Origin of the sequence: Pseudarthrobacter sp. NPDC059871, from assembly GCF_042731175.1 — a bacterium.
Taxonomy (GTDB): Bacteria; Actinomycetota; Actinomycetes; order Actinomycetales; family Micrococcaceae; genus Arthrobacter.
Genome location: NZ_JBHWJV010000004.1, coordinates 157,814 through 181,281, shown reverse-complemented (window position 1 = coordinate 181,281; position 23,468 = coordinate 157,814). Strand labels below are relative to the sequence as shown.

The window sequence follows — 23,468 nt, the reverse complement described above, 5'->3', positions numbered from 1 at the left end:
CAGGCAGCCGCTGCGGACGCCCCGGAATGAACCGGGGCAGGCGCCGGTTGTAGCGGGCAGACGAGATTGGAAGGAATCATGAGCACCACCACACCCGCAGGGACCACCGCGCCAACCGCCAAACTCGAGCGCTGGCAGCGGTTCCGCGCCAACCGGGACAAGGCCCTGGCCGCCGGCCACGGCTGGCTCACGCTCACCTCCTTCAAGTGGCTGGAGGACTCCCCTGCCGCCGTCGAACTCGTCCCCGGTCTGTGGTCCACGCAGGGCAGCGGGTCCGCGGAAGGCGCCAACTCCCAGGAACGCACGACGGCGGTACTCACCGCGGCGCCTTCCGACGGCCTCACGCTGGTGGAGACGGGCGAAACGGTGGACGGCACCATCACCGCGGTCCTCGCCGATGAGGAATCCCTGATGTGGGTGCAGTTCGGCGGCCCCGCCGGCGACCGGACGGTGGTGGAACTGGCCAGGCGCGGAGGGCGGTATGCGATCCGCACGCGGGACGCTGAGTCGCCGGTGTTCACCGAATTCGACGGCGTGCCTACTTATCCCTACAACCCGGAGTGGGAAGTGACGGCCCGCTTTGAGCCGTACCCTTCACCGGTTGATGTTCCGATCAGCACCGCCAACCCTTTGGTGGACGGCGTCCACCGGACCGTGGGCGAGGTGGTGTTCCGGCTTCCGGGCAGTCCCCACGAGTTCCGGCTGCAGGCCGAGGAGGAGAAGCTCGGGGCTTTGACGGTCACGTTCCATGACGAAACGAACGGCGATACGACAGATGAGTGGCGGAAGGTCTCGGCGCCCAGGCCGCGGCCGAATCCGGACGGCAGCTTCACGGTGGTCCTCGATTTCAACCGGGCCATCAACTATCCCAGCGCTTTCACGCCCTTCGGAACCTGCCCCATGCCGGTCCGGAACAACAGCCTGGATCTCCGGGTGGAGGCGGGCGAGAAGCAGCCGTACCCGGCGTAGCCTCTACCGGCGCAACCACAGGCGCCCAGCCTCGGGAACCACCGTGGCCGGGCTCAGGCGATCGCCGAAATCCCGGTGATGGCCCGCCCCACAATGAGGGTGTTGATCTCGTAAGACCCCTCGTAGGTGTAGATGGCCTCGGCATCGGCGAAGATCTTGGCCATGCGGTAATCGGTGACGATGCCGTTCCCGCCCAGGATGGAGCGGCCCAGCGCCACGGTTTCCCGCATCCTGGCGCTGGCGTAGGACTTGGCGAGCGCCACCTGGGCCATGTCCGCCGAGCCTTCCTCCTGCAGCCTGGCCAGCTGGACCAGCATCCCCATGCTGGCCACGGCGTTGCCCAGCATGGTCACCAACTGCTGCTGGATCAGCTGGAAGTGGGCCAGCGGCCGGCCGAACTGCTGGCGCTCCACGGCGTACTGCCGTGCAACGTCGAATGCCGCCAATTGCTGCCCCACGGCCTGCCAGGCCACCATGATCCGTGAACTGCGCAGGAGCTCCTTGGTGTCGTCAAAGCTGCTGACCGGCGTGAACCGGTCGGCCTCGGCCACCCGGACGTCCTTGAAGACGATGTCCGCGTTCTGCACCGTACGCAGCGCGATCTTGTTCTCGATCCGGCTGCGGGTGATGCCCGGCAATGTGGCGTCCACGATGAACCCCCGCACCGACCCGGCCGGGTTATCCGGCCCGGCCGTTTCGTCGAGCGCCCACACGAGCATGTAGTCACAGAACGTCCCGTTGCCGATCCACCGCTTGGCTCCGTTGAGCACCCAGGTGTCGCCGCCGTCGTCGTCCTCCCCTGTGGCGGAGGAGATCCGCCGTGCCGTGGTTTCCATGCCGCCGGCCACGTCGGAGCCGTGCAGCGGCTCCGTGAGCGCGAATGCTCCGGTGATGCGGAGGTCCGAGGCGTCGGCGAGGAGCCGCTCCTTCTGGCCCTCGGATCCGAAGGCGTGCAGGGACTGGACGAACAGGTCATGGTGGACCAGGAAGAACGTTGCGATCGAAGTGTCCACCCGGGTCATTTCGGCGATCACCAGCCCTGCGAACAAGTGGCTGTAGCCGCGCTGGGAGGGGGTGCTCAGCTCCAGGGCGGCGAGTTTGGGCAGGATGTGGGCGGGGAACTCGGCACTGTTCCACCAGTCCCCGGCGTACGGGGCGATCTCGGCGGCGAGGAAGTCCCGGAGCTCGGCGAGCTTGTTCCGTTCCGCCTGGCTGAGCAGGGATTCGACGGCGAAGAAGTCTGCGTCCGGCAGCCCAGCAGCGGCCGAACGCCCGGCGGCGCTCATTTGGGCCCCATCCGGATGGCGCCGTCAAGGCGGATGGTCTCGCCGTTCAGCATGGCGTTGTCCACAATGTGCAGCACCAGGTTGGCGTACTCCCCGGGCCTGCCCAGCCTCGACGGGTGCGGTACCTGCGCTCCGAGCGAGTCCTGGGCTTCCTGCGGCAGGCCTGCCATCATGGGCGTTTCGAAGATGCCGGGCGCGATGGTGACCACGCGGACCAGCGAGCGCGCCAGTTCCCGGGCGATGGGCAGCGTCATGGCCGCTACCGCACCCTTGGAGGCGGCATAGGCGGGTTGCCCGATCTGCCCTTCGAAGGCAGCCACGGAGGCGGTGTTGATGATGACGCCCCGCTCGGGACCGCCCAGGTCCGTGTTGGCCGGCTCCGTGGCCACCATCGCCTCCGCGGCCAGGCGCAGCACATTGAACGTCCCGATGAGGTTCACCTGGACCACCCGGTTGAACGCTTCGAGCGGCAAAACGCCGTCGCGGCCCAAAACCTTGCCGGGGGTGGCGATGCCCGCGCAGTTCACCGCGATCCGCAGGGGCCCCAGCCCGGAGGCGGTGGCGACGGCGGCGCGCACCTCAGCCTCACTGGTCACGTCCGCGGGGGCGAAGACTGCGGACTGGCCTGATGCGCGCGTTTCCGCGGACGCATTCAGCTCCTGCGCCAGCTCCGCGCCGGCCGAGGACGGGAGATCCAACAGCACCACCGACGCTCCGGCCTGGAACAGCGCCCGGGCCGTGGCAGCCCCCAGGCCCGACGCACCTCCGGTGATCAGTGCTGCACTGCCTCTGACATCCATGCATCCTCCTTGATGTGGCCCCCGAAAGCGCAGGCGGACCGCGACGTATCAGTTAGTCAATGTTAACTGAAATGCCGCCGCACCGCACGCTCCGGACGCCCCGGGCCCGGACAAGCAGCATCGGGACCGGCAGCATGGCTAGGCTGGGCCAATGACGTCCAGTGATGCCTCCACGCCCGACTGGCAGCAGCGTGCCAACCATGCGGCACGGTCCGTCACCGCACTCTTCGGCCGCAGGCTGCTGTTCCTGCCGAATACGCACCTGGCGGCGGTGACCTGGCAGGGCGGCCGGGCGGAGCACGGCTGGCGCGGGAAGCTGCGCACCCTTGCCCAAACCACGGCGCTGCTCAACCCCTGGCACTACTGGTGGCAGGCACACTATGTCGACTGTCTGGTGGACACCGGCCGGCGGGAGTTGGGAAGCGGCGCCACCCCGGCGGCGCGTTTCAACGGCCCCTCCAATCCGAGCGCCGGCCACCTGGCGTCCCGGCTGGTGACGGGCATCCGGCTGCGCAACGCCTTCACGGTGGTCAACAACTACTACGACGACATGGCGTGGCTGGCGCTTGCCACCCACCGCCTCGACCGGCTCGCCGAGGAAACCCGGCGGCCGGGACGCGGCCGCAACGCGCGGGTCCGCCGTTCCCTGACCCTGCAGTTTGATGCCGCCGGAACCGACGACCTGGGTGGCGGCGTGTTCTGGAGCAAGAAGCGGGACTTCAAGAACACCCCGGCCAACGGCCCTGTGGCGCTGTTCTATGCCCGTACCGGGGAGACGGCCAAGGCCCAGGCGCTGGTCAATTGGCTGGACGCCACGCTGTTCGACGCGGATCAGCACCTGTACCTCGATGGTGCGCGCGCCGGCACGGCAGGGGAAGTGCTGGTGGAGCGCACCGTTTACACCTACAACCAAGGGCCAGTGCTGGGCGCGCTGCTCGAACTGGGCGGAGACGCCAACCTGGCCAGGGCGGCCTCGGTGGTGGACGGGGTGGAGCGGCTGCTGACCGTCGCCGGCTCCACACCAGGACAGGGCAGCGTGCTCCGCTGTGAAGGAACGGGCGACGGCGGACTTTTCACCGGCATCCTGTGCCGGTACCTGGCGCTGGCCGCGAGGGATGCCCGGCTCCCCGAAGGGACGCGCCGCACCGCCGCCCGCCTGGTCACCGGCACGGCAGAGGCATTCTGGAACGGCCGCCGCGCCGTGGAGCCCGGCGAATCAGGGCAGAAGGACGCCAGCGTCTTCTCCCTGCACGCCAACACGCCCGCCGCCCAGACCTACCCGGCGGGCGCCGCCGTCGAACTTTCCACCCAGCTGCAGGCCTGGATGACGATAGAAGCCGCCGCACTGCTCACTGCGCCCTACTAGAATTAAGTCACGCCACACTTCCGTAATTATTGTGATGCTGGTCACCTTAAGCGCTTTCCCTGTGGCTGCTTAGGGTTGCCTACCCTACAGTTTTGCGAGGGCCCTTCCCCACGGCCCACACGGACCGGCACCAACGGTCCCCCTGACATTTCCCAGAAAGCAGCTCCTCAATGAAGATCCGCAACCGCGCCCTGGCCGGCATCTCCCTTGCCGCGTCCGCTGTCCTCGGCCTGACCGCCTGTGGCGGCAGCACCACGCCCGCAGCTACGTCCTCCGCATCCGGCAGCGCCGCCGGGGCATCAGGCGAAATCACCGTGTACAACGCCCAGCACGAAAGCCTCACCAAGGAATGGGTTGACGCCTTCACGGCGGAGACCGGCATCAAGGTGACCATGCGCCAGGGGTCGGACACCGAGCTGTCCAACCAGATCATCCAGGAGGGACAGGCCTCCCCCGCCGATGTCTTCCTCACGGAGAACTCCCCCGCCATGACCCAGGTGGAAAACGCCGACCTTTTCGCCGATGTGGACAAGGCCACGCTGGAGCAGGTCCCCACGGAATTCCAGCCCTCCACGGGCAAGTGGACCGGCATCGCGGCCCGCTCCACCGTCCTGGTCTACGACAAGACCAAGATCTCCGAGGACCAGCTCCCCAAGTCCATGCTTGACCTGGCCAAGCCGGAATGGAAGGGCAAGTGGGCCGCGTCGCCCACCGGCGCGGACTTCCAGGCCATCGTCTCGGCATTGCTGGAACTCAAGGGCGAGGACGCCACCGAGGAATGGCTGCAGGGCATGAAGGAAAACTTCAAGGCTTACAAGGGCAACAGCACCGCCATGAAGGCCGTCAACGCCGGTGAAGTGGATGCCGCCCTGATCTACCACTACTACTACTACGGCGACCAGGCGAAGACCGGCGAGAACTCCAAGAACGTCACGCCGTACTACTTCAAGAACCAGGACCCGGGCGCGTTCCTGTCCGTCTCCGGCGGCGGCGTGCTTAAGTCCTCCAAGAACGCTGCGGCCGCGCAGGAATTCCTGAAGTTCGTCACCGGGAAGAAGGGCCAGGAGGTCCTGAAGAACGGCACGTCCTTCGAGTACGCCGTCGCTTCCGACGTTCCCTCCAACGACAAGCTGGTCCCCATCAAGGACCTGCAGGTCCCTACGGTGGACGCCGCGAAGCTCAACTCCGAGAAGGTCACCGACCTGATGACCAAGGCAGGACTCCTCTAATTCCGTGACCACCGATCTATCGGCTCCCCCTTCGGGCGGGAGCACGACGACGGCGGGCCGGGGCAAGCGCCCCCGCCCGCCTTTCGGCGTTTCAGCAGTGTCCATCGTGGCGGTGCTGATCGCCCTGTTCTCCCTCGTTCCCCTGGGGTACGTGGCCTACATGACGGTGGCAACCGGCTGGGACACCGCCGTCGCCCTGATCTTCCGGCCGCGCGTCATGGAGCTGCTGCTGAACACGCTGCTGCTGACCATCATCACGGTGCCCCTCTGCCTGCTGCTGGGGGTGGCAGGCGCCTGGCTGGTGGAGCGCACCAGCCTCCGCGGCCACCGGATCTGGGCGGTGCTCCTGGCCGCCCCGCTGGCCATCCCGGCGTTCGTCAACAGCTACGCGTGGGTCTCGGCGGTGCCCTCGATGGGCGGGCTGTGGTCCGGCGTCCTGATCGCCACGCTCTCCTATTTCCCCCTGGTCTACATCCCTGCAGCGGCGTCCCTGAGCCGGCTGGACCCGGCCATCGAACAGTCCGCCGCCGCCCTGGGCCTGGGCAACTGGGCCACGTTCTTCCGGGTGGTGCTCCCCCAGCTCCGCATCGCGATGACCGGCGGCGCGCTGCTGGTTTCGCTGCACCTGCTGGCTGAATACGGCGCCTTCGCGATGATCCGGTTCGACACGTTCACCACCGCGATCATGGTGCAGTACCAGTCCACGTTCAACGGCGCCGCCGGAAACATGCTGGCCAGCGTCCTGGTGTTCTTCTGCCTGCTCCTGCTGGTAGCCGAAGTCCGGAGCCGCGGCACCGCCCGGTACGCCCGGATCGGGCCGGGCGCCCAGGGCCGGGCGCTGCGGCTGCCCCTGCACGTTTACCAGCTGCCGTCCCAGCTGTTCCTGCTGGCACTGACGGCGCTGGCTTTGGGACTTCCGCTGTTCTTCGTCCTGCGCTGGACCGCGCTGGGCGGGGCCTCGGCGTGGGCTGCCGACGAGTTCCTCCCCGCCCTCCTGGCCACCTTGGGCTACGGCCTTGCCGGCGCGGCGGCCACTATCGTGGTGGCCTTCCCCATGGCTTACCTGGCGGTCCGGCATCCCGGCTGGTTCAGCAAGTCCCTCGAGCTGTCCAACTACATCACCAGCTCCCTGCCGGGCATCGTGGTGGGCCTGGCCTTCGTCACGGTCAGCATCCGGCTGGTTCCGGGCGTGTACCAGACCGCCGGCGTACTGGTGGCAGCCTACGTCCTGCTGTTCCTGCCGCGCGCCCTGGTCAGCCTCCGCGCCGGCCTGGCCCAGGCGCCCAAGGAACTGGACGAGGCCGCGCAGTCCCTGGGCAAGCCTCCGCTCGCGTCGTTCATCCGGGTCACCCTCCGGCTCACCGCACCGGCGGCCGCCGGCGGCGCAGCCCTGGTGTTCCTGGCCATCGCCAATGAGCTGACGGCCACATTGCTGCTGTCCCCCAACGGCACCCGCACCCTCGCCACCGAATTCTGGAGCAAGAGCAGCGAGATCGACTACGCCGGCGCCGCCCCCTACGCGCTGTTGATGATCCTGCTCTCCGCACCGATGACCTACCTCCTCTTCCAACAGTCCAAGAAAGTAGCCGGACAGTGACAGCACCATCCACATCGAGGTTGCCGGAGCCCCGGGTCTCCCCGTCGGTGGCGGCCAGCACCAACCCGCACCTGCAGATCACCGATGTCACCAAGAACTTCGGCCCGCAGGAGGTCCTGAAGGGCGTCAACCTGGCCGTGTCCAAGGGCGGCACCACCGCCATTGTGGGCCCTTCCGGTTCCGGGAAGACCACCCTGCTGCGGCTCATTGCCGGGTTCGAACACCCGCTGGCCGGCAGCATCGCCCTGAACGGCAACACCGTGGCCGGCGGCGGCGTCTGGGTCCCCGCCCACAAGCGCCACATCGGCTACGTGGCGCAGGACGGCGCCCTCTTCCCGCACCTCACGGTGGGGCAGAACATTGCCTTCGGACTGGACACCGCCAAACTGTCCGGCGGCCGCCGCGCCGTGGCGGGCCGCGTCAGCGACCTCCTGGAAATGGTGTCGCTGGACCCGGCCATGGCCAAGCGCCGGCCCCACCAGCTCTCCGGCGGCCAGCAGCAGCGCGTCGCACTGGCCCGGGCGCTGGCCCGCGAACCGGAACTCATGCTCCTTGACGAACCGTTCTCCGCGCTCGACGCCGGGCTGCGCGTTGCCACCCGCCGGGCCGTGGCAAAGGTCCTCGCCGAGGCCGGAGTCACCACCATCCTGGTCACGCACGACCAGGCCGAAGCACTGTCCTTCGCGGACCAGGTGGCTGTCATGCGCGGCGGGAAGCTGGCCCAGATCGGCAATCCGTTCGTGGTGTACACCCGCCCCGCAGACCGGGCCACCGCGGAGTTCCTGGGTGACGCCGTCATCCTGGACGCCTGGATGGAGGGTTCGCTGGCCACCTGTTCACTGGGCGGCATCCCCGTCCGCCGGCCGCCGGCCCAGGGCCCGGTCCAGCTCATGCTCCGGCCTGAGCAGATCCGGATCGCCGAAGACGGCGATATCCGCGGCGTTGTGGTGGACACGGACTACTTCGGCCCGGAAACCACCGTCCGGCTGAAGCTCGCCGTCCCGCCCGAACTGGCCGGGCGCTCCGACCACCGCTATCCCGGCGGCGGGGAAATCATCACCATCCGCCACTGGAACGCCTCCATCGCCCGGCCGGGCATGGAACTCTGCCTCCGCGTGGTGGGCGAAGGAGTGGCGTTTCCCGCCGAGCCGCAGGGCCCGGCACCAGGCGGCGCTTCCCCCGTGAAGTACTAGCGGATCGAGGCCAGCGGCGTGACGGTGCCCTTCCGCACGGTCACATCGCCGCCGTCCGCTGCGAGCCGGACCTCCTTGGCACCGGCCGGCGGGAACACCAGGGACGTCAGCGTCTGCCGGCCCCCGTCCGCGAAAACCTCTACCGAGGACCGGTCCACGTACACGGTCAGGTGCACCGTGTCACTGCCGGCCGCTGCCGGCGCAGCCCCCGGTGAACCGCCGATTCCGGCCCGGACCTGACCATAGGCCGCGTCCACTTTGGAGTCGGCGGTGGCGACAGCATCCCCGTCTCGGGCAACGAACGCCCGGCCCGCCCTGAAGTCGTAGCCCACGGTGGCGTAGGTCTTCCCGGCGCTTTGCAGGAGGACCCGGGCTTCCCCCGCTCCGTTGGCGGGCCTTTCCAGCTCAACGTCCACCTTGAAGGCGTCGCTCTCCGGGAGAGGCAGTGTTTTCCCGGCGCCCAGGTTCCCTGCCGGCACCTCGCTGGCCTCCCCCTCCAGCGACTGCAGCGCGGGGGTGGGCGCCGAGACCAAAGCCGGGCGGCCGTCGTCGGACTCCAAACGGATGTCCCGCACCACGGACGCCGCACCGAACCAGCCGTCCGTTGGCAGGTCCCGGGCATAGGCCCAGTTGTTCATCCAGCCGATGGCATGCCGGGAGGCCTTGCGCTGGCCGTCCGTCAGGCGGGGATCGTCCCAGGTGACGGCGGCGTAGAAGTCCGCGCCGTCGTCGAGCCACTGGTGGCCGCCGTCCGGCGTGAAGGCCTCCCCGTCAAAGCTGCCGGTCCAGTACGCCAAGCCGGTGGTGCGGCCTTCCTCTGCCCCGTTGGCGCCTGCAGCGAGCACCCAGGTGCGCTTGGCGGGGTCGCCGTCCACGTCCATCTGGAAGAAGTCCGGGCATTCCAGGATGCCCATTCCGTCCTGCTCGAACGCGGAAACGTACGTCCACTTCTTCAGGTCCGGCGAAGTGTAGAAGCCGATCTTGTGGCCCTCGGCGAGCAGCATGAGCCACCGGCTGTTCGCGTCGTCCCACACGATCCGCGGGTCCCGCCAGTGCTCGGCGCCGGGGTTGTCCATGACGGGATTGCCGTCGTAGCTCGTGAAGGTGTAGCCGTTGTCCGTGGAATAGAAGAGCGACTGTCGCTGCACACCGGCATCCTGCTGCGTGAGGACGGCGATCACGGCGCCCTTGCCGAATCCTGCGGTCCCTTCGGCGTCCACTACCGCGGAGCCTGTCTCAATGTCGCCCAGTCCGTTGCGGAACTTCCCGATGGCCACGCCCTCGTTCTTCCAGTGCACCAGGTCGGTGCTGGTGGCGTGGAACCACTCGGTGCCGTTCCCTTCCGGGTAGTCGGCGTTGTAGAGGTAGTAGTAGTGCCAGAGCCCGTCCTTGAGGAACGGCCGCTGCGGGTCGTTCATCCAGCGCTGGTCCGGGGTGAGGTGGTAGGCGGGCCGGTAGCCGGGATCCTTCGCCGGGGCAGCGAGCGCGGCGGCGTCGGGCGCCGGGAAAGTCCTGCCGTTGCCCAGGTCCGTGAGGAGGGCGTCGCGGGCCTCCGCGCTGATGCAGTCCGGCAACCGGACACGGCCGGCATCCGCGGTCACCGTGTCCGATGCACTGCTCCGCAGGTAGACCTTGCCTTCCACCCGCGCCCCGGTTAGCCAGCCCGCTCCGCACTCGATGCTCCGGACATCCTCTGCGCCGTCCGCCGGGACCTCCTCCCCGCGCTCGAACAGGGTCCGGTCGTTGCCCTTGAGCCACAGCGAGGCGTAACCGCCGGACCGGCCCTTCGACGCCTCCTGGGCGGCCGCCACCCCGGCCAGCACCCGCCCGGCTGTGGCTTCCGGGCCGGTGCGCGCCTGCCCTGCCAGGACCAGGGAGAGGAGCAGCATGGCGACGGCCGCCACCGCCGCCGCACCCCACAGGACGGGGCGGCGCTTCACAGCCGTGGCCAGCGCAGGGAGGACAGTACGGGGCGATGTTCGGGGCATGGTTTCAATCCGTCGCTGAACGCGCAAGTGCCGTCCCCCGGGTTGGGGAACGGCACCAGCGCAAGTAAGCCATCAAATTTACCGGTCCACAGCCCGGAACCCAACTGCGCAGCCATCGCCGCACGTCAGTGGCGTAACGTTTTGGCACCACCGGCTCCAGGGGCATGGGTCTGCGGCCCGCTTACGTGTTCGGGGCGTTGCCGGGACGCTTCTTCTGCGGGTACGGTGCCTCGCCGCGGGCCAGCATCTCGACGAAACCCGCGATCTTCCGTTCCCGGGTGGCCGCCTGCTTCACCGAGTTGGTCCGGTAGATCAAGGCAAAACGGTTGGTCCTGGTCAGGACATCGAACATGGCCTGCGCCGCCGGAACCGCGGCAATGGCTGCGGCCAGGTCCTCGGGAACTTCAGCCGTGGCCTGCCCGCTGTAGGCCGTGTCCCAGCGGCCATCCGCCTTCGCAGACTCCACGGCCTCCCTGCCGGCCTCGGTCATCCTGCCCGCTTCCTCCAGCCGGGCAATATGGCCCACATTCCGGGCGGACCAGGGGCTCCGCGGACCCCTGCGGGTCATGCGCTGGAAGGAAGTTTCGTCGTCGCGCCGCCTGCCCTGCCCGTCGATCCAGCCAAAGCACAGGGCCTCGTCCAGCGCTGCGGCGTAGTCGAGTTCCGTCACCGTGCCGCCCTTTTTATGCAGCACCAGCCACACGCCCGGGCTGCTCCGATGGTTCTCCTCCAGCCAGGCGCGCCAGGCGGCAGCATCAGGCACCAACAGTTCGTCGAGTTCAACAGCCATGGCCCTATTGTGCCCCCGCCCTCCGACATCACAAGGCCGGCACCACCGCGGGACGCATCAGCTCAACGGACACCTCGGCCGGCGCGGCCCCGGCGGCCCTGTGCCATCATGGGCGTATAGCCCCGATTCCGAGCTTAAGGACCCCCAATGCTCCGCGTCCGCCCCCTGCATTTCACCTCCCGCATCGACCACTGGGAACGGTTCCTCACGGCGCTGGGGCTGGTCCTGACCGAAGGGGACGGCGGCTTCCGCGTCTTTGACTCCGGGGCCGGGCGGCTGGCCCTGCACAGCGTCCCCGAGGGAGATGCACTGGACGGCACCACCACCCTTGCGGTGGAGGTGGGCGACCTTGCGGAATTCGCCCGGCGCACCAATGAGTCTGCGGCGGAGGACGGCAGCACGTCCGCAGAACTGGTCACCGCGGACCACGGTGACGCGTGCCGGATTACCGGGCCGGACGGTTTCAGCTTCCTCGCGGACCCTGCCGGGCACGGCGCCCAGTGCGCCGATGCCGATCAGGCGCTGGCCGTCGTCGTGGTCTGGTTCACCCAGGACGCCGACGGCGCCGCCCGGACGCTGCGCCACGTCGGTGCCCGTCCGCGGCCTGTGCCGGACGACGACGAAACAGCCGACTTTACCGCCAAGAACGGCGGCGTCCTGATGGTCCGGCCGGCCTCCGGCCCGGCCCGTTCAGGGCTGGGCTTCGAGTACGACGGCGGCCTGGAACCGGTGCGGGAACGGCTCACCTCCGCGGGGTTCCAGGTGGGCGTGACGGAGGAAGCGTTTGGCAGCACCCTGCACGTGGCCAACCCGGACGCCACCGTGTTCGCCGCCAGCGTGCCCGCCACGGTGTGGATCTCCGAGCGCCGCCCCATGGGGTAGAACTTAACCATGAACGTGCGCACCCCTGACCCGAATCCCGGCTGGCTCTCCGAAGAAGACCTTTTTGAGGCGCGGGGCCGGCTGCCCATGGTTTACGTGGAAGCGGTCCCGGTCAGGCTGGACCCGCTGGGGTACGTCAACGAAGTAGGCACGCTGCTGCAGGCCGACGACGACGGCACCATGGTCCGGTCCTTGGTGTCCGGCCGCGTGATCTACCGGGAAACCATCCGCGCCGCACTGCTGCGGCACATGGAAAAGGACCTGGGCCCCCTGGCGTTCCCACAGCTGCCCATCAGCCCGGTGCCGTTCACCGTGGCCGAATACTTCCCGGCGCCGTCCCAGACCGGTTTCACCGATGAGCGGCAACACGCCGTGTCCCTGGCCTACGTCATCCCGGTGACCGGCGAATGCGAACCGCGCCAGGATGCCCTGGAACTGACCTGGATGACCCCTGACGAAGTCCTCAGCCCGGGTGTCCAGCTGGAGTTCAGCGGCGGCCGCGGCGGCCTCATCCGGCAGGCACTGGCCTTCGCGGGCGTCGGCTTCTGACATCCCGCCGGGACGTGGGGGTCCCCGGTTTCAGGCACCTGCCTTTGTAGACTGTAGGGCGGACCGCAAGAGAACTTAAGGACTCCCATGACCGAAACACCGGCCCGGCAACATCGCGAGCAGCAGGCTGGATCACTGACCACCGGCAGCCACATCCTCCTGCCCGACGGTGAACGGACGGCGGAAATCCACCAGCTGGAGCTGCAGCGGGACGACTTTGGCGTGCCTGCCCTGGTCCTCGCCAGCCTGACCGGCGGGGGAACCCTGCGCATCGCCGCCGGCAGCACGGTCACGCTCGTTGACGCAGCGCACGACGCCGTCACGCACCTTCCGCGGGCAGTCGCCCCGGAGGGGACAGCACCAGTTCCGGATGCCACAGCGGCGGACACCACGGTGCCGGAGGCCACGCACTCGGCCGGTGCCGCGGCTGGCACGGAATCCGGGCAGGAGCAGCCCGGCGGTAAACCGGCCGCCGACGCCCCGGTGCCCGCCGTCGTCGTACCTCCCCTTCCGGCGGCTCCGCCCGCGGCCAACGGGCCCAGCGAAGAGGAACTGGCACTGATCCCCACCCCGGACGGCACCCCCGAATCCGTCGTGGAAGCCGCTGCGGAAGCGCACCCGGATGCCGTAGGCGTGTTGCTGCTGACGGACCGCCTCTCCAAGGGCGTGAACTTCAAGTCAGGCAGCTGCCTAAAGGACCTCACCGACCTCGCGCACGAACTGTTCGTTGCGCTGAAGGACGCGGAGGGCGCGCTGTCCATCGCGGACCTCCTCACGGTCCTGCCCTACGACGGAAACCCCGGGCGCTGGGCGTCCGTGGAGGCATCCCTGGCGCTGGCGAGCTACATCTGCCGGCAGGACGGCCAGGACGAACGCGCGGCCGTCTACGAAAAACTCATCCGCACCCCGGAGAGCCAGGAAACGGATCCGTTCAAGGCCCGGATGGCGGCCAAGGTACGGCAGCGCTCGCTCAACGAGCCCAACCTGTACGACAAGGAAATCTTCCGTTCCATCGACAACTCCAACCACGACGCCGAGCGTGAGTGGCGGTTGCTGCGGCTGGAGTCGCTGCTGTTCCTGCGGGCGCACGGCGGCTCGGAAACCATCGGTATGTCCGAGCTGGAGCGCCGGATCGGCAACGAACTTGAGGCCGTCCGCGCCTGAACAAATTAGCCCTACCCGGGCCCCGGACGGCGTTGTAGATTCGGGGCTATGACGAACAATCTCAGCGTAGTGATCAACGCCGACGCGCCGCAGGTCTGGAACATGCTGCGTGAACCGTCCCGGGTGGCCCAGTGGCATGGCTGGCAGGCCGACGACCTTGACGCCGAAATCAAGGAAATCTACTTCGCCGACAATGTGCAGGAAGCACCGGACCACACCAGCCTGACCGTGCACGGCGGCGACACGTTCGAGCTGCATCCCGTGGCCGGCGGAACACGGGTCAACGTCACCCGCGCGGCGCTGGACCACAACTCGGAATGGGCTGCCTGGGACGAGGACATCACCCAGGGGTGGCTCACCTTCCTGCAGCAGCTCCGCTTTGCACTGGAGCGCCATCCCAATGGCACGCGGCACACGCTGTTCCTGCAGCTTCCGGGCGGCCCTGGCTCCGCGATTGAGAAACTCGGGCTCACCGACGTCCCGGCTCCTGGCGAGGACTACCGCCTCACCCTGGCCACCGGAGAGGAGATCTCCGGAAAGGTCTGGTACCGCAGCAACCACCAGGTGGGACTCACCGTCCACGATTACGCCGCACACGGCGAGGGGCTCCTGGTGGTGACGGACCAGCCGGTCATCGAGGACCTGCGGCCCCACGGCGGGTCCATGGTGATTGCCTCCACGTACGATCTGGGTGCCGCGAAGGTGGATGCCATCCGGTCCTCCTGGGATACGTGGCGGCAGGCCGAGTATTCCGGGTCGGAGCCGGTGAGCTGACTGGCTCAGCCGGCGGATGCGCGTTTGGGCTGAAGCGGCGTTTATCGGAGTAGGCGCCCGGGCTGACCGGGCACTTGCCGGCGGGTCCGCTTTGTTGGTGCCGGCCGGTTTGCTGGCACACTGGTACGGTGCCAGCCAACCCCGCCCCCGCAACCACGTCTGATCCCGCGCTTCCCGCGGAACAATCCGAATTCTCGTTCACGGTGGGGACCCGCCTGAGTGAATCGTGCCCGCCGTCGGCCGCCCAGGTCTCGGAGAACGGCGGGGAATTCCTGGGGCGAACCGGCACCATCACCACCCCGCACGGTGAGATCCGTACTCCGGCGTTCATCGCCGTTGGAACCAAGGCCACCGTCAAGGCAGTCCTGCCGGAGTCCATGGCGGACCTCGGGGCGCAGGCGCTTTTGGCCAACGCCTACCACCTCTACCTGCAGCCGGGCGCGGACATCCTGGACGAGGCAGGCGGGCTGGGCGCCTTCATGAACTGGGCCGGCCCCACTTTCACCGATTCCGGCGGGTTCCAGGTGATGAGCCTGGGCTCGGGGTTCAAGAAGGTCATCGACATGAAGTCCGTTGATGCCTCCGGCCCCGACGACGCCGTGGCGCCCGGCAAGGAACGCCTGGCGCACATCGATGACGACGGCGTTTGGTTCAAGTCCCACCTGAACGGGGACCGGCACCGGTTCTCCCCCGAGATTTCCATGCAGGTCCAGCACCAGATCGGCGCGGACATCATGTTTGCCTTCGACGAGCTGACCACGCTGCAGAACTCCCGCGGCTACCAGGAGGAGTCGCTGGAGCGCACCCGGCTGTGGGCCGAGCGGTGCATCGCCGAGCACTTCCGGCTGACCGGCGAGCGGGTGGGCAAGCCGTACCAGGCGCTGTTCGGAGTGATCCAGGGCGCCCAGTACGAGGACCTGCGCCGGAAGGCCTGCCGAGATCTGGGTGCCATGCCGTTCGACGGATTCGGGATCGGCGGGGCGCTGGAGAAGGAGAACCTGGGCACTATCGTTCGCTGGTGCAACGAGGAACTTCCCGAGGACAAGCCACGCCACCTGCTGGGCATCTCGGAGCCGGATGACATCTTCACGGCCATTGAGAACGGAGCCGACACGTTCGACTGCGTCTCCCCCACCCGCGTCGCCCGCAACTCCGCGTTCTACCACCCCACCGGGCGCTACAACCTGTCCGGAGCCAAGTACAAGCGTGATTTCGGCCCGCTGCAGGACGGCTGCGACTGCTACACCTGCCAGAACTACTCGCGGGCGTACATCCACCACCTGTTCAAGGCCAAGGAAATGGTGTCTGCCACGCTGATCTCCATTCACAACGAGCGGTTCGTGGTGAAGATGGTGGACGACGCCCGCCTGGCCATCGAGTCCGGCACCTTCTTCGACTTCAAGGCCGAAACCCTGGCGAACTATTACTCCTGAGGGCAGTGAGGCGGCCTCCCGCCGTCGCGTTCCAGTGCCTACCCGTTTCGACGGTTCCCTGCGCACTCGACGTGGGTAAACATCAGATGCGCAGCTGATCGTCGAAACGGCATTGTCCACATAGCCGTCTCCAGTACTGGGCGGCGGGAGGCATTCCGGCAACGCTTGAACCATGAATGGTATCCCTGCCTTTGGCCAGGCAAATTTCTGGCGGACCGCCGAATTGCTGGAACAGGGTTTCAACGCCCGGGCCATCTCCGCGCTGGTGCGCGGCGGGCAGTTGGTCAGGATTCGACGCGGCTGCTACGCCCGCGGTGACTGGTGGAACGGTTTGACGGAGCCGGATCGCCGGCGTCAACGCGTTTACGGCCACGCACACGGAACGCTGACGACGTCGGCAGGAAGTTTTGTTTACAGCCACACCTCAGCCGCAGCCCTACGCCGGCTCCATCTCTGGAACGTCGATGACACAGTTCACCTGACGCAACCGGGCCGCCCCTCCGGAATTTCCCACGGATACGGCGTTGCCGCCCACACAGGGACAATAAACCGACGTGAACTTTCGCTCGTTGACGGCCTGCCGTGCACCTCGCTGGAACGGACAGTGGTGGACTCCTGCCTGATGTTCAACGTTAGGCAGGCGGTAATTCTGGTGGATCACGCCGCCAGGCTCGGTGCAGACGTCCCGCTCCTTCGGGAAAGATGCGCTGCACTGGCAGGCCGCAACGGAGCCGTGGCGCTCAGGACGGCTCTTGAACTGGTGGATCCGCGCTCCGAGTCAGCCGGCGAAAGCCTCACCCGCGAACTCATCCACAGGCTGAAACTTCCCACGCCGGAACTTCAGTTTTCGGTGTATACGGCCAGCGGACCCTATCGCTTGGACTTCGCATGGCCTGCCCGCAAGGTGGCACTCGAATTCGACGGCAAGTCCAAGTACTTCGACTTCCGTCCGACTGACGAGGTGATCTACAACGAAAGACAGCGGGAAAAGGCACTCACCGAGGACGGCTGGATCGTACTGCGTATCGAGTGGAAACATCTCTTCAGCGAGGCGGAGTTCAAATATCGCGTACTGCGCGCGTTTGCCAGGAACTGCGAAACCTGACCGCTACGCCCGTTTCGACGGTTCCCTGCCTATGCGTGGCTTCGAAACATCGAGCATGCAGGGAACCGTCGAATCGGCGGGCCAGGCGGCCGCAGAGTCAAGCTGCCGGTAAAGGGGAAACCAGGCCGTAACTCGGTTCGCGCTTCTTGACCCACCCAATCACCAGCGCCGTCACAGGGACGAAGAGGAACTCCACCAGGGTCTTGTAGAGGAACCCCACCACCACGTAGTTCAGGAACGTGCCGGCGTCGGTGATGCCGATGACGGACGCGGCAATACTGCAGAAGATCAGTGTGTCCACGAACTCGCCGGCCCCGGAGGATCCCATCAGCCGGGCCCACAGCGACTTCTCGCCCGTACGCGCCTTCATCTTCACCAGGATCCACGAATTGATGGTCTGGCCTGCGAGGAACGCCAGGAGGGAGGCCAGCACGATCTGTGGCACGGGGCCCAGGGCCCCCTCCAGCGCGGACTGCTTGGCGATGCCGTACTCGTCGTCGAACCCGGGGAGGGCGATGATCACCCAGTAGCAGAGGGACGCGAACACGGACAGTGCGAACGTGGTGAAGATGGCCTTGCGCGCCACCTTGAAGCCGTACACCTCGCTGATGACGTCACCCAGGATGTAGGCGAGCGGGAACAGGAAGAAGCCGCCGTCCGTCACGATGGGGCCAATCGCCACACCCTTTGACGCGCCGATGTTGGACAGGATGAGCACCACCGCCATGAAGGCCAGCATGATGCCGAAGTACGGCGAGCCGATTGAGGCGAATTTTGCAGGAGATTCCGGCGAGGTGGTCTCGGGCGCGGCGTTATGTCCTGGGGCAGCAGGCATGGAGGAGATCCGTTCGGAGTGGTTCGCTCGGCGGCCGCGGAACCGGGCCGCCGGCTGTATTAGCACTGGGGTCAGTCCATTCTCCCATCGCCACCGTCCACGGGCGCGCGAGGGGGCACAGCGGAAACTGAACACGTTCAAAAGACGTGCCATACTTATTCTTGAACACGTTCAAATTTGGGGGAAACAGTTGGCTGCGAAGAGTGAGCAGACCCGGCAGAAACTGGCAGAAGTGGCACTGCGGATGTTCCGCGAGATCGGCTTCGAAAAGACCACGATGCGGGCTATCGCGGCCGAGGCAGGCGTCTCTGCCGGCAACGCGTACTACTACTTTGAGTCAAAGGACGACCTTGTCCACGAGCTCTACGTCCAGGTCCAAGCGGAGCACGCCGAGCGCGCGGCCGGAGCGCTGGACACCACGGGCGGGCTTGCAGAGCGGCTCAAGGCCGTCCTCCACGCAGGCCTGGACGTCATGGCCCCCTACCACCGGTTCGGCGCGGACTTTGTGGCCACGGCCATCCGCCCCACCTCCCCGGTCAACCCCTTTTCCACAGCCTCCACCCCCGCTCGGGAAGCCTCGCTGGAGATCTTCCGGCGGGCGGTGGACGGCGCCCGGCCGGCTGTTCCCAGGAAGCTGCGGAGCGATCTGCCCGAGCTGCTGTGGCTGTGCTACATGGGCGTCACCCTGTTTTGGGTCTACGACACGTCGGACGGGCAGCAACGCACCAGGCGGCTGGTCGATGGGGCAGCACCGCTGATCGCCCGCGGACTTGGGCTGGCCCGCGTTCCAGGCGTAGGCAAGGTCCTGGATGACGTCCTCAACCTCAGCCGCAGCGTCCGCAGTTAGGCAGGCGGCGACCATCATGGAAAACCAACAAGGGGGAACAATGCGCAGAACCAAGACGGTGGTACTCACCGGCGCTTCGGGTTTCATCGGCAGATATGTCCGGTCGCGGTTCGAGCAGGACGGCTGGGCCGTGCGGACCATCGGGCGCAAGGGAGCGGGGGGTTCCTCGGCAAGCTGGAACGACGACGACGCCCTCGCCAGGGTGCTCAACGGCGCCGACCTCGTGGTCAACCTCGCCGGACGCTCGGTGTCCTGCCGGTACAGCGCCCGTAACCGGACCTCGATTCTTGAGTCACGGGTCCGGACCACCGAGGCATTGGGCCGCGCCATCGCCCGGTGCCAGGAACCGCCGTCGACGTGGCTGAACGCCAGCACCGGGACCATCTACCGGGACGCCCGGGACCGGCCGCAATCAGAGAACGACGGCGAGCCGGGCACCGGATTCTCCGTGGACGTGGCGCGAGCCTGGGAGACTGCCCTGGATGCTGCGGCCACGCCGAGAACCCGGAAGATCCCGCTGCGGATCTCTATTGTCCTCGGCCCCGGCGGCGGGGCGCTGCGGCCGTTCGCCAACCTCGCCAGGCTGGGCTTGGGCGGGCACATGGGCGACGGCAACCAGAAGTTCAGCTGGATCCACGTGGAGGACCTGTACCGGTGCATGCGGTTCCTGCACGCCCGGACGGACATCACCGGACCGGTCAACGTGGCTTCGCCGGATGTGGTGAGCAACCACGAGCTGATGCGGCTGGTCCGCCGCGCCTACGGGAAGCGCTTTGGCCTGCCCACTCCCGCCTGGCTCCTGCGCGCGGGCGCCGTACTGATCCGTACCGAAACGGAACTGGTGCTCAAGAGCCGCTGGGTCCTGCCGCAGAAGCTCCTCACAGCCGGCTTCATCTACCGCCAGCCGGAACTGGGCGGGGCCCTCCAGCAAGTTGCCAAGGGACGGGTGTGAGCAGACCGCGCCGCGTGGTCCTGGGAACATCAGCCTTGGCCGTCGGCGCGCTGGTCAGCCTGCTGTGCCTGGCCGTCATCCTGGCTGTCTGGAGCGGCGGATCGTGGTTCCTGCCCATGTTCCTGGCGACCCTCGTCTGGGGAGCCGTACCGGCGGCGGTCCTCGCCTTCTGCGCGGGGGCGCCGCTGGGAATCCTGCTCCAGCCCGTGCGGAACCAGTGGCTTCATGTTGCCGCGTTCGGCGGCGTTGGGGCACTCATTGGCACTGGTCTCGCCGCACTGAGGCCCTGGTCCGGTTCAAGTCCGGACTTCATGCTGTCCACGGCATTCGTGATGGGCGGCGCCGTGGCCATCGGCCGTCTGGCCGTCTGGCGGCTGGTCCGCGTGGATCCCGACGCGCAGCCATCCACGTTGGGGTCCTGAACACAGCCTTACCGCTCCCCCTGTTCAGCAACACAAGGCAACGCACGACGCCGGATGGCAGGATGGTGGGATGACTTCCGTTTCCACCGGCGCCTCGCCGTCCGCCACCACTCCGGCCGTCGTCCTCACCATCGCAGGGTCCGAAGCCACCGGTGGTGCCGGCGCCCAGGCCGACCTGAAGACCTTTCAGGAGCTGGGCGTCTTCGGCATCGCCAACCTGACCTGCATCGTGTCCTTCGACCCGAAGGACAACTGGAACCACCGCTTCGTCCCGGTGGACCAGCAGGTGATTGCCGACCAGCTGGAGGCGACGGCGGCGGCGTACGGACCGGCGTCGGGCGCACCCTCCGTGCTGGACACCGTGAAGATCGGCATGCTGGGCAGCCCGGCCACCATCAGCACCGTGGCAGGCTCCCTGAAGGCCAACGGCTTCGGCAACGTGGTGCTGGACCCGGTGCTGATCTGCAAGGGCCAGGAGCCCGGCCACGCCCTGGACACAGACCAGGCACTGAAAGCCGAAATCCTGCCGCTGGCCACCTTCGTGACCCCCAACCACTTCGAGGCAGAATCCCTCAGCGGCCTGGAGATCACCGACGTCGAGTCCCTCAAGGCGGCCGCTGTCCGCATCCACGAACTGAGCGGCGCAGCAGTCCTGGCCAAGGGCGGGGTGCGGCTGGAAGGCCCGGACGCCGTCGACGTCTTCTTTGACGGCCAAACCCTCGAAGTCCTCAGCGCCCCTAAGGTGGGCGAGGTGGCCGTCTCCGGCGCCGGCTGCTCGCTCGCGGCTGCCGTGACCGCCGAACTCGCCAAGGGCGCCACCCCGCTGGAGGCGGCCCGCACAGCCAAGGCGTTCGTGACCGAGGGCATCCGCAACCGCGTGGCCTCCGGTGCACCGTTCGACGCCCTGTGGCAGGGCGGCGCCCGCTAGCCCGGGCACAACGCAGCACCAAACACTGAACGCTCCTGCACCGGCTGCAGGAGCGTTCAGTGTTTAAGCCCCCTTATCCGCTGGGGGCTTCTGTGAAGGGATCAGCGCCGGGGGATGTTCCGCAGGTTGCTGCGCGCCATGCTGACGGCCTCACCCGCTCCCCTGTTCAGGACCACCTTGGACATGGCCGTGGCAAACCCGATGACCTGCGAGCCGGAAATCTTGGGCGGAATGGACAGCGCCTTGGGATCGGTGATGAGCTCCACCAGCGACGGCCCCGGGTGCGCGAACGCTTCCCGGTATGCGGCCTCGATCTGCGCGGGATCCGTAACGCGGACGGCATGGAAGCCCAGCGCCTGGGCCACAGCGGCGTAGTTGGCGTCCGGTACGTCCACGCCGAAGTCGGGGAGCCCGTCCACCAGCATCTCGAGCTTAACCATGCCCAGGGTGGAGTTGTTGAACACCACCACGTTGACGGGCAGCTTGTAGGCGGCGGCGGTGATGAGCTCGCCGAGCAGCATGGACAGCCCGCCGTCACCGGATACGGAGATGACCTGCCGGCCGGGGTACGCCAGCTGCGCGCCGATGGCGTGTGGCAGGGCGTTGGCCATGGAGCCGTGCAGGAAGGACCCGATCAGCCGCCGCGTGCCCAGCGGGTTGATGTACCGTGCCGTCCAGACGTTGCACATGCCCGTGTCCGCGGTGAAGATGGCATCCTCTGCGGCTATCTGGTCCAGCAGGGAGGCCGCGTATTCCGGGTGGATGGGCTGCTTCTTCTCCACCTTGCGGGTGTAGGCGCCCACGGCCTTGTTCATCAGCCGGTCGTGTTTCTTGAGCATCTGGTCCAGGAACCGGCGGCTCCTTTTTGCCTTCACCAGGGGCAGCAGGGCGCGCAGGGTCGGCAGCACGTCGCCGTGCACGGCAATGTCGACGTCGGTCCGCCGTCCCAGCCGGTGCGCCACCCGGTCCACCTGCGCAGTCCGGGTGTCCGGAAGGAACTGGTCGTACGGAAAATCGGTGCCAAGAAGGACCAGGAGATCGGCATCCTCGATTCCCTCGGCGGCGGCGCCGTAGCCCAGCAGCCCGGTCATGCCGATATCGAACGGATTGTCGTACTGGACAAAGTCCTTGCCGCGGAGGGAGTGGCCGATGGGCGCCTTCGCGAGTTCCGCGAGTGCCATCAGTTCACTGTGGGCACCTTCGACGCCGGCGCCCGCGAAAATGGCGACCTTGCCGGCGTCGTTGATGGCGTCCGCCAGGGCCTGGACGCTGGCCGGGTCCGGGACGAGGCTGGCGGGGCGGAAGGTGGCGGGCAGCGGCGTCGGCGCGCTGGCTTCGAGCCCGGCGATGTCGCCGGGAAGGGTCACGACGGCCACTCCGCCCAGTCCCAGCGCATGCTGGATGGCGCTGTGCATGACGCGCGGTGCCTGCTCGGCGGTGCTGACCAGTTCCGAGTAGACCGAGCATTCGTTGAAGAGCCGGTCCGGGTGGGTTTCCTGGAAGAAGCTGCTGCCAATCTGCTTGCTGGGGATGTGGGAGGCGATGGCCAGCACCGGGGCGCCGCTGCGGTTGGCGTCGTACAGCCCGTTGATGAGGTGCAGGTTGCCGGGGCCGCAGGAACCGGCGCACACGGCGAGGCGGCCCGTGAGCTGTGCCTCTGCGGCGGCTGCAAACGCGGCGGCCTCCTCGTGCCGGACGTGGACCCAGTCGATGCCGCCCTTGGCCGAACCGCCGGTTTGCCGGACGGCGTCCACAAGGGGGTTGAGGCTGTCCCCCACAATCCCATATATCCGCTGCACGCCGGCAGCCTGGAGTTGTTCGATGAGCTGGGTGGCAAGTTCCTTGGCCATGGGTGCAGACTCCCGCGGTGGTGGTGGTGTGCTGACACGCCCCAATATAGTCCGCGCGGCTCACCGGCCCCTGTTAAGTGGCGCCGCCCACCCGTGCAGCTGGCACGGGTGGGCGGCGAGCCTGTTGCTCCGGAGGGATCAGCCGATCAGCGCAGTTGCAGCCGAGTAGCGCGCCAGCGCGGTGTAGGCCGTCTTGGTGCCGGTGACCCGGACCTTGACGGCGGCTCCCTTGTCAGCGGCCACCAGCTTGTACGTCTGGGCTGTGGCTCCGGTGATGGCGGTGCTGCCGCGGTACCACTGGTAGGCCAGCGTGACCGGGGCCGGGCCCCAGCTGCCGGGGTTTGCCGTCAGGGTGCTTCCGACGGTCTTGGTGCCGGTGATCGTCGGGGTGGGTCCTGTGAAGGTACCGGCAACCACGGCGGCCGTGGCCGCTGAGGTCTTCGCCGCCGTCGTAAACCCGGACTTGGTGCCGGTCACCCGGACCGTCAACGTCTTGCCCAGGTCAGCCG

21 protein-coding genes and 1 pseudogene are annotated in these 23,468 nt (G+C 67.6%); 15 read left to right on the top strand and 7 right to left on the bottom strand.

The genetic code is table 11. The features are described from left to right. The first annotated feature begins 78 nt into the window (after positions 1–78). Complete coding sequence (locus ACFV4R_RS07695; protein WP_377201802.1) at positions 79–969, top strand: DUF1684 domain-containing protein; 891 nt, start codon at positions 79–81, stop codon at positions 967–969. A 53-nt stretch (positions 970–1,022) separates the two neighbouring features. Here ACFV4R_RS07695 and ACFV4R_RS07690 read toward each other — a convergent pair whose 3' ends face one another. Further along, positions 1,023–2,255: an acyl-CoA dehydrogenase family protein gene (locus tag ACFV4R_RS07690; protein WP_377201801.1), complete on the bottom strand. Its 1,233-nt coding sequence runs from the start codon at positions 2,253–2,255 to the stop codon at positions 1,023–1,025. After that, positions 2,252–3,055, bottom strand: coding sequence for an SDR family NAD(P)-dependent oxidoreductase (locus tag ACFV4R_RS07685; RefSeq protein ID WP_377201800.1), 804 nt, complete (start codon positions 3,053–3,055; stop codon positions 2,252–2,254). The genes ACFV4R_RS07690 and ACFV4R_RS07685 overlap by 4 nt, the downstream gene beginning before the upstream one ends. A 151-nt stretch (positions 3,056–3,206) precedes the next feature. Between ACFV4R_RS07685 and ACFV4R_RS07680 the strand changes: the two genes are divergently transcribed. The 4 genes from ACFV4R_RS07680 to ACFV4R_RS07665 all read left to right on the top strand — a co-directional run bounded on the left by ACFV4R_RS07680 (position 3,207) and on the right by ACFV4R_RS07665 (position 8,440). Then, complete coding sequence (locus ACFV4R_RS07680) at positions 3,207–4,421, top strand: glycoside hydrolase family 76 protein (RefSeq protein ID WP_377201799.1); 1,215 nt, start codon at positions 3,207–3,209, stop codon at positions 4,419–4,421. 170 nt (positions 4,422–4,591) lie between these two features. After that, positions 4,592–5,650, top strand: a complete 1,059-nt coding sequence (locus ACFV4R_RS07675) for an iron ABC transporter substrate-binding protein (protein ID WP_377201798.1) — start codon at positions 4,592–4,594, stop codon at positions 5,648–5,650. Between the two features lie 4 nt (positions 5,651–5,654). After that, entirely contained in the window at positions 5,655–7,247 is a 1,593-nt protein-coding gene (locus ACFV4R_RS07670; RefSeq protein ID WP_377201797.1) for an ABC transporter permease, read from the top strand. Beyond that, positions 7,244–8,440 (top strand): ABC transporter ATP-binding protein, encoded by a 1,197-nt coding sequence (locus tag ACFV4R_RS07665; protein ID WP_377201796.1) that lies wholly within the window; start codon positions 7,244–7,246, stop codon positions 8,438–8,440. Before ACFV4R_RS07670 ends, ACFV4R_RS07665 begins: the two co-directional genes overlap by 4 nt. Here ACFV4R_RS07665 and ACFV4R_RS07660 read toward each other — a convergent pair. Both ACFV4R_RS07660 and ACFV4R_RS07655 read right to left on the bottom strand, forming a co-directional pair. Further along, positions 8,437–10,428: a glycoside hydrolase family 32 protein gene (locus ACFV4R_RS07660; RefSeq protein WP_377201795.1), complete on the bottom strand. Its 1,992-nt coding sequence runs from the start codon at positions 10,426–10,428 to the stop codon at positions 8,437–8,439. The genes ACFV4R_RS07665 and ACFV4R_RS07660 overlap by 4 nt on opposite strands. 181 nt (positions 10,429–10,609) lie before the next feature. After that, positions 10,610–11,218 (bottom strand): YdeI family protein, encoded by a 609-nt coding sequence (locus ACFV4R_RS07655; RefSeq protein ID WP_377201794.1) that lies wholly within the window; start codon positions 11,216–11,218, stop codon positions 10,610–10,612. A 147-nt stretch (positions 11,219–11,365) separates the two neighbouring features. Between ACFV4R_RS07655 and ACFV4R_RS07650 the strand changes: the two genes are divergently transcribed. The 6 genes from ACFV4R_RS07650 (at position 11,366) to ACFV4R_RS07625 (ending at position 17,125) form a co-directional block, all read left to right on the top strand. Next, the gene (locus tag ACFV4R_RS07650) at positions 11,366–12,100 is read left to right on the top strand and encodes a VOC family protein (RefSeq protein WP_377201793.1); all 735 of its coding nucleotides are present in this window, start codon (positions 11,366–11,368) and stop codon (positions 12,098–12,100) included. 9 nt (positions 12,101–12,109) lie between these two features. Continuing rightward, positions 12,110–12,649: an NUDIX hydrolase family protein gene (locus tag ACFV4R_RS07645; protein WP_015935952.1), complete on the top strand. Its 540-nt coding sequence runs from the start codon at positions 12,110–12,112 to the stop codon at positions 12,647–12,649. A gap of 87 nt (positions 12,650–12,736) precedes the next feature. Further along, positions 12,737–13,813: a DUF6707 family protein gene (locus tag ACFV4R_RS07640; RefSeq protein ID WP_377201792.1), complete on the top strand. Its 1,077-nt coding sequence runs from the start codon at positions 12,737–12,739 to the stop codon at positions 13,811–13,813. Positions 13,814–13,861: 48 nt separating this feature from the next. Further along, positions 13,862–14,587, top strand: a complete 726-nt coding sequence (locus ACFV4R_RS07635) for an SRPBCC domain-containing protein (protein WP_377201791.1) — start codon at positions 13,862–13,864, stop codon at positions 14,585–14,587. A gap of 128 nt (positions 14,588–14,715) precedes the next feature. Continuing rightward, positions 14,716–16,020 (top strand): tRNA guanosine(34) transglycosylase Tgt, encoded by a 1,305-nt coding sequence (gene tgt / locus ACFV4R_RS07630; protein ID WP_377201790.1) that lies wholly within the window; start codon positions 14,716–14,718, stop codon positions 16,018–16,020. Positions 16,021–16,192: 172 nt separating this feature from the next. Further along, positions 16,193–17,125, top strand: a complete 933-nt coding sequence (locus ACFV4R_RS07625; protein ID WP_377201789.1) for a hypothetical protein — start codon at positions 16,193–16,195, stop codon at positions 17,123–17,125. Positions 17,126–17,222: 97 nt separating this feature from the next. Here the strand turns inward: ACFV4R_RS07625 and ACFV4R_RS07620 are convergent, their stop codons facing one another. Further along, positions 17,223–17,960 (bottom strand): queuosine precursor transporter, encoded by a 738-nt coding sequence (locus tag ACFV4R_RS07620; protein ID WP_377201788.1) that lies wholly within the window; start codon positions 17,958–17,960, stop codon positions 17,223–17,225. Positions 17,961–18,150: 190 nt separating this feature from the next. Between ACFV4R_RS07620 and ACFV4R_RS07615 the strand changes: the two genes are divergently transcribed. The 4 genes from ACFV4R_RS07615 to ACFV4R_RS07600 all read left to right on the top strand — a co-directional run bounded on the left by ACFV4R_RS07615 (position 18,151) and on the right by ACFV4R_RS07600 (position 21,109). Next, positions 18,151–18,807 carry a TetR/AcrR family transcriptional regulator gene (locus ACFV4R_RS07615; RefSeq protein WP_377201787.1) on the top strand — a complete coding sequence of 219 codons (657 nt, stop codon included), beginning with the start codon at positions 18,151–18,153 and terminating at the stop codon, positions 18,805–18,807. A 40-nt stretch (positions 18,808–18,847) separates the two neighbouring features. Further along, positions 18,848–19,759, top strand: a complete 912-nt coding sequence (locus ACFV4R_RS07610) for a TIGR01777 family oxidoreductase (protein ID WP_377201786.1) — start codon at positions 18,848–18,850, stop codon at positions 19,757–19,759. Next, on the top strand, positions 19,756–20,181 hold the full coding sequence (locus tag ACFV4R_RS07605) for a hypothetical protein (protein ID WP_377201785.1): 426 nt from the start codon (positions 19,756–19,758) through the stop codon (positions 20,179–20,181). Before ACFV4R_RS07610 ends, ACFV4R_RS07605 begins: the two co-directional genes overlap by 4 nt. A gap of 70 nt (positions 20,182–20,251) precedes the next feature. Further along, positions 20,252–21,109 carry a hydroxymethylpyrimidine/phosphomethylpyrimidine kinase gene (locus ACFV4R_RS07600; protein WP_377201784.1) on the top strand — a complete coding sequence of 286 codons (858 nt, stop codon included), beginning with the start codon at positions 20,252–20,254 and terminating at the stop codon, positions 21,107–21,109. A gap of 101 nt (positions 21,110–21,210) precedes the next feature. On the opposite strand, the gene ACFV4R_RS07595 is transcribed toward ACFV4R_RS07600, so the two are convergent. Together ACFV4R_RS07595 and ACFV4R_RS07590 are read right to left on the bottom strand one after the other, a co-directional pair. Then, the gene (locus tag ACFV4R_RS07595; RefSeq protein WP_377201783.1) at positions 21,211–22,959 is read right to left on the bottom strand and encodes a pyruvate dehydrogenase; all 1,749 of its coding nucleotides are present in this window, start codon (positions 22,957–22,959) and stop codon (positions 21,211–21,213) included. 138 nt (positions 22,960–23,097) lie between these two features. Further along, positions 23,098–23,468: pseudogene (locus ACFV4R_RS07590) on the bottom strand (hypothetical protein); the annotation flags it as partial.

Coding starts and splice junctions, on each gene's coding strand:
- ACFV4R_RS07695 (WP_377201802.1), top strand. CDS start 79: ATGAGCACCACCACACCCGCAGGGACCACCGCGCCAACCGCCAAACTC.
- ACFV4R_RS07690 (WP_377201801.1), bottom strand. CDS start 2,255: ATGAGCGCCGCCGGGCGTTCGGCCGCTGCTGGGCTGCCGGACGCAGAC.
- ACFV4R_RS07685 (WP_377201800.1), bottom strand. CDS start 3,055: ATGGATGTCAGAGGCAGTGCAGCACTGATCACCGGAGGTGCGTCGGGC.
- ACFV4R_RS07680 (WP_377201799.1), top strand. CDS start 3,207: ATGACGTCCAGTGATGCCTCCACGCCCGACTGGCAGCAGCGTGCCAAC.
- ACFV4R_RS07675 (WP_377201798.1), top strand. CDS start 4,592: ATGAAGATCCGCAACCGCGCCCTGGCCGGCATCTCCCTTGCCGCGTCC.
- ACFV4R_RS07660 (WP_377201795.1), bottom strand. CDS start 10,428: ATGCCCCGAACATCGCCCCGTACTGTCCTCCCTGCGCTGGCCACGGCT.
- ACFV4R_RS07655 (WP_377201794.1), bottom strand. CDS start 11,218: ATGGCTGTTGAACTCGACGAACTGTTGGTGCCTGATGCTGCCGCCTGG.
- ACFV4R_RS07650 (WP_377201793.1), top strand. CDS start 11,366: ATGCTCCGCGTCCGCCCCCTGCATTTCACCTCCCGCATCGACCACTGG.
- ACFV4R_RS07645 (WP_015935952.1), top strand. CDS start 12,110: ATGAACGTGCGCACCCCTGACCCGAATCCCGGCTGGCTCTCCGAAGAA.
- ACFV4R_RS07640 (WP_377201792.1), top strand. CDS start 12,737: ATGACCGAAACACCGGCCCGGCAACATCGCGAGCAGCAGGCTGGATCA.
- ACFV4R_RS07635 (WP_377201791.1), top strand. CDS start 13,862: ATGACGAACAATCTCAGCGTAGTGATCAACGCCGACGCGCCGCAGGTC.
- ACFV4R_RS07625 (WP_377201789.1), top strand. CDS start 16,193: ATGAATGGTATCCCTGCCTTTGGCCAGGCAAATTTCTGGCGGACCGCC.
- ACFV4R_RS07620 (WP_377201788.1), bottom strand. CDS start 17,960: ATGCCTGCTGCCCCAGGACATAACGCCGCGCCCGAGACCACCTCGCCG.
- ACFV4R_RS07610 (WP_377201786.1), top strand. CDS start 18,848: ATGCGCAGAACCAAGACGGTGGTACTCACCGGCGCTTCGGGTTTCATC.
- ACFV4R_RS07600 (WP_377201784.1), top strand. CDS start 20,252: ATGACTTCCGTTTCCACCGGCGCCTCGCCGTCCGCCACCACTCCGGCC.
- ACFV4R_RS07595 (WP_377201783.1), bottom strand. CDS start 22,959: ATGGCCAAGGAACTTGCCACCCAGCTCATCGAACAACTCCAGGCTGCC.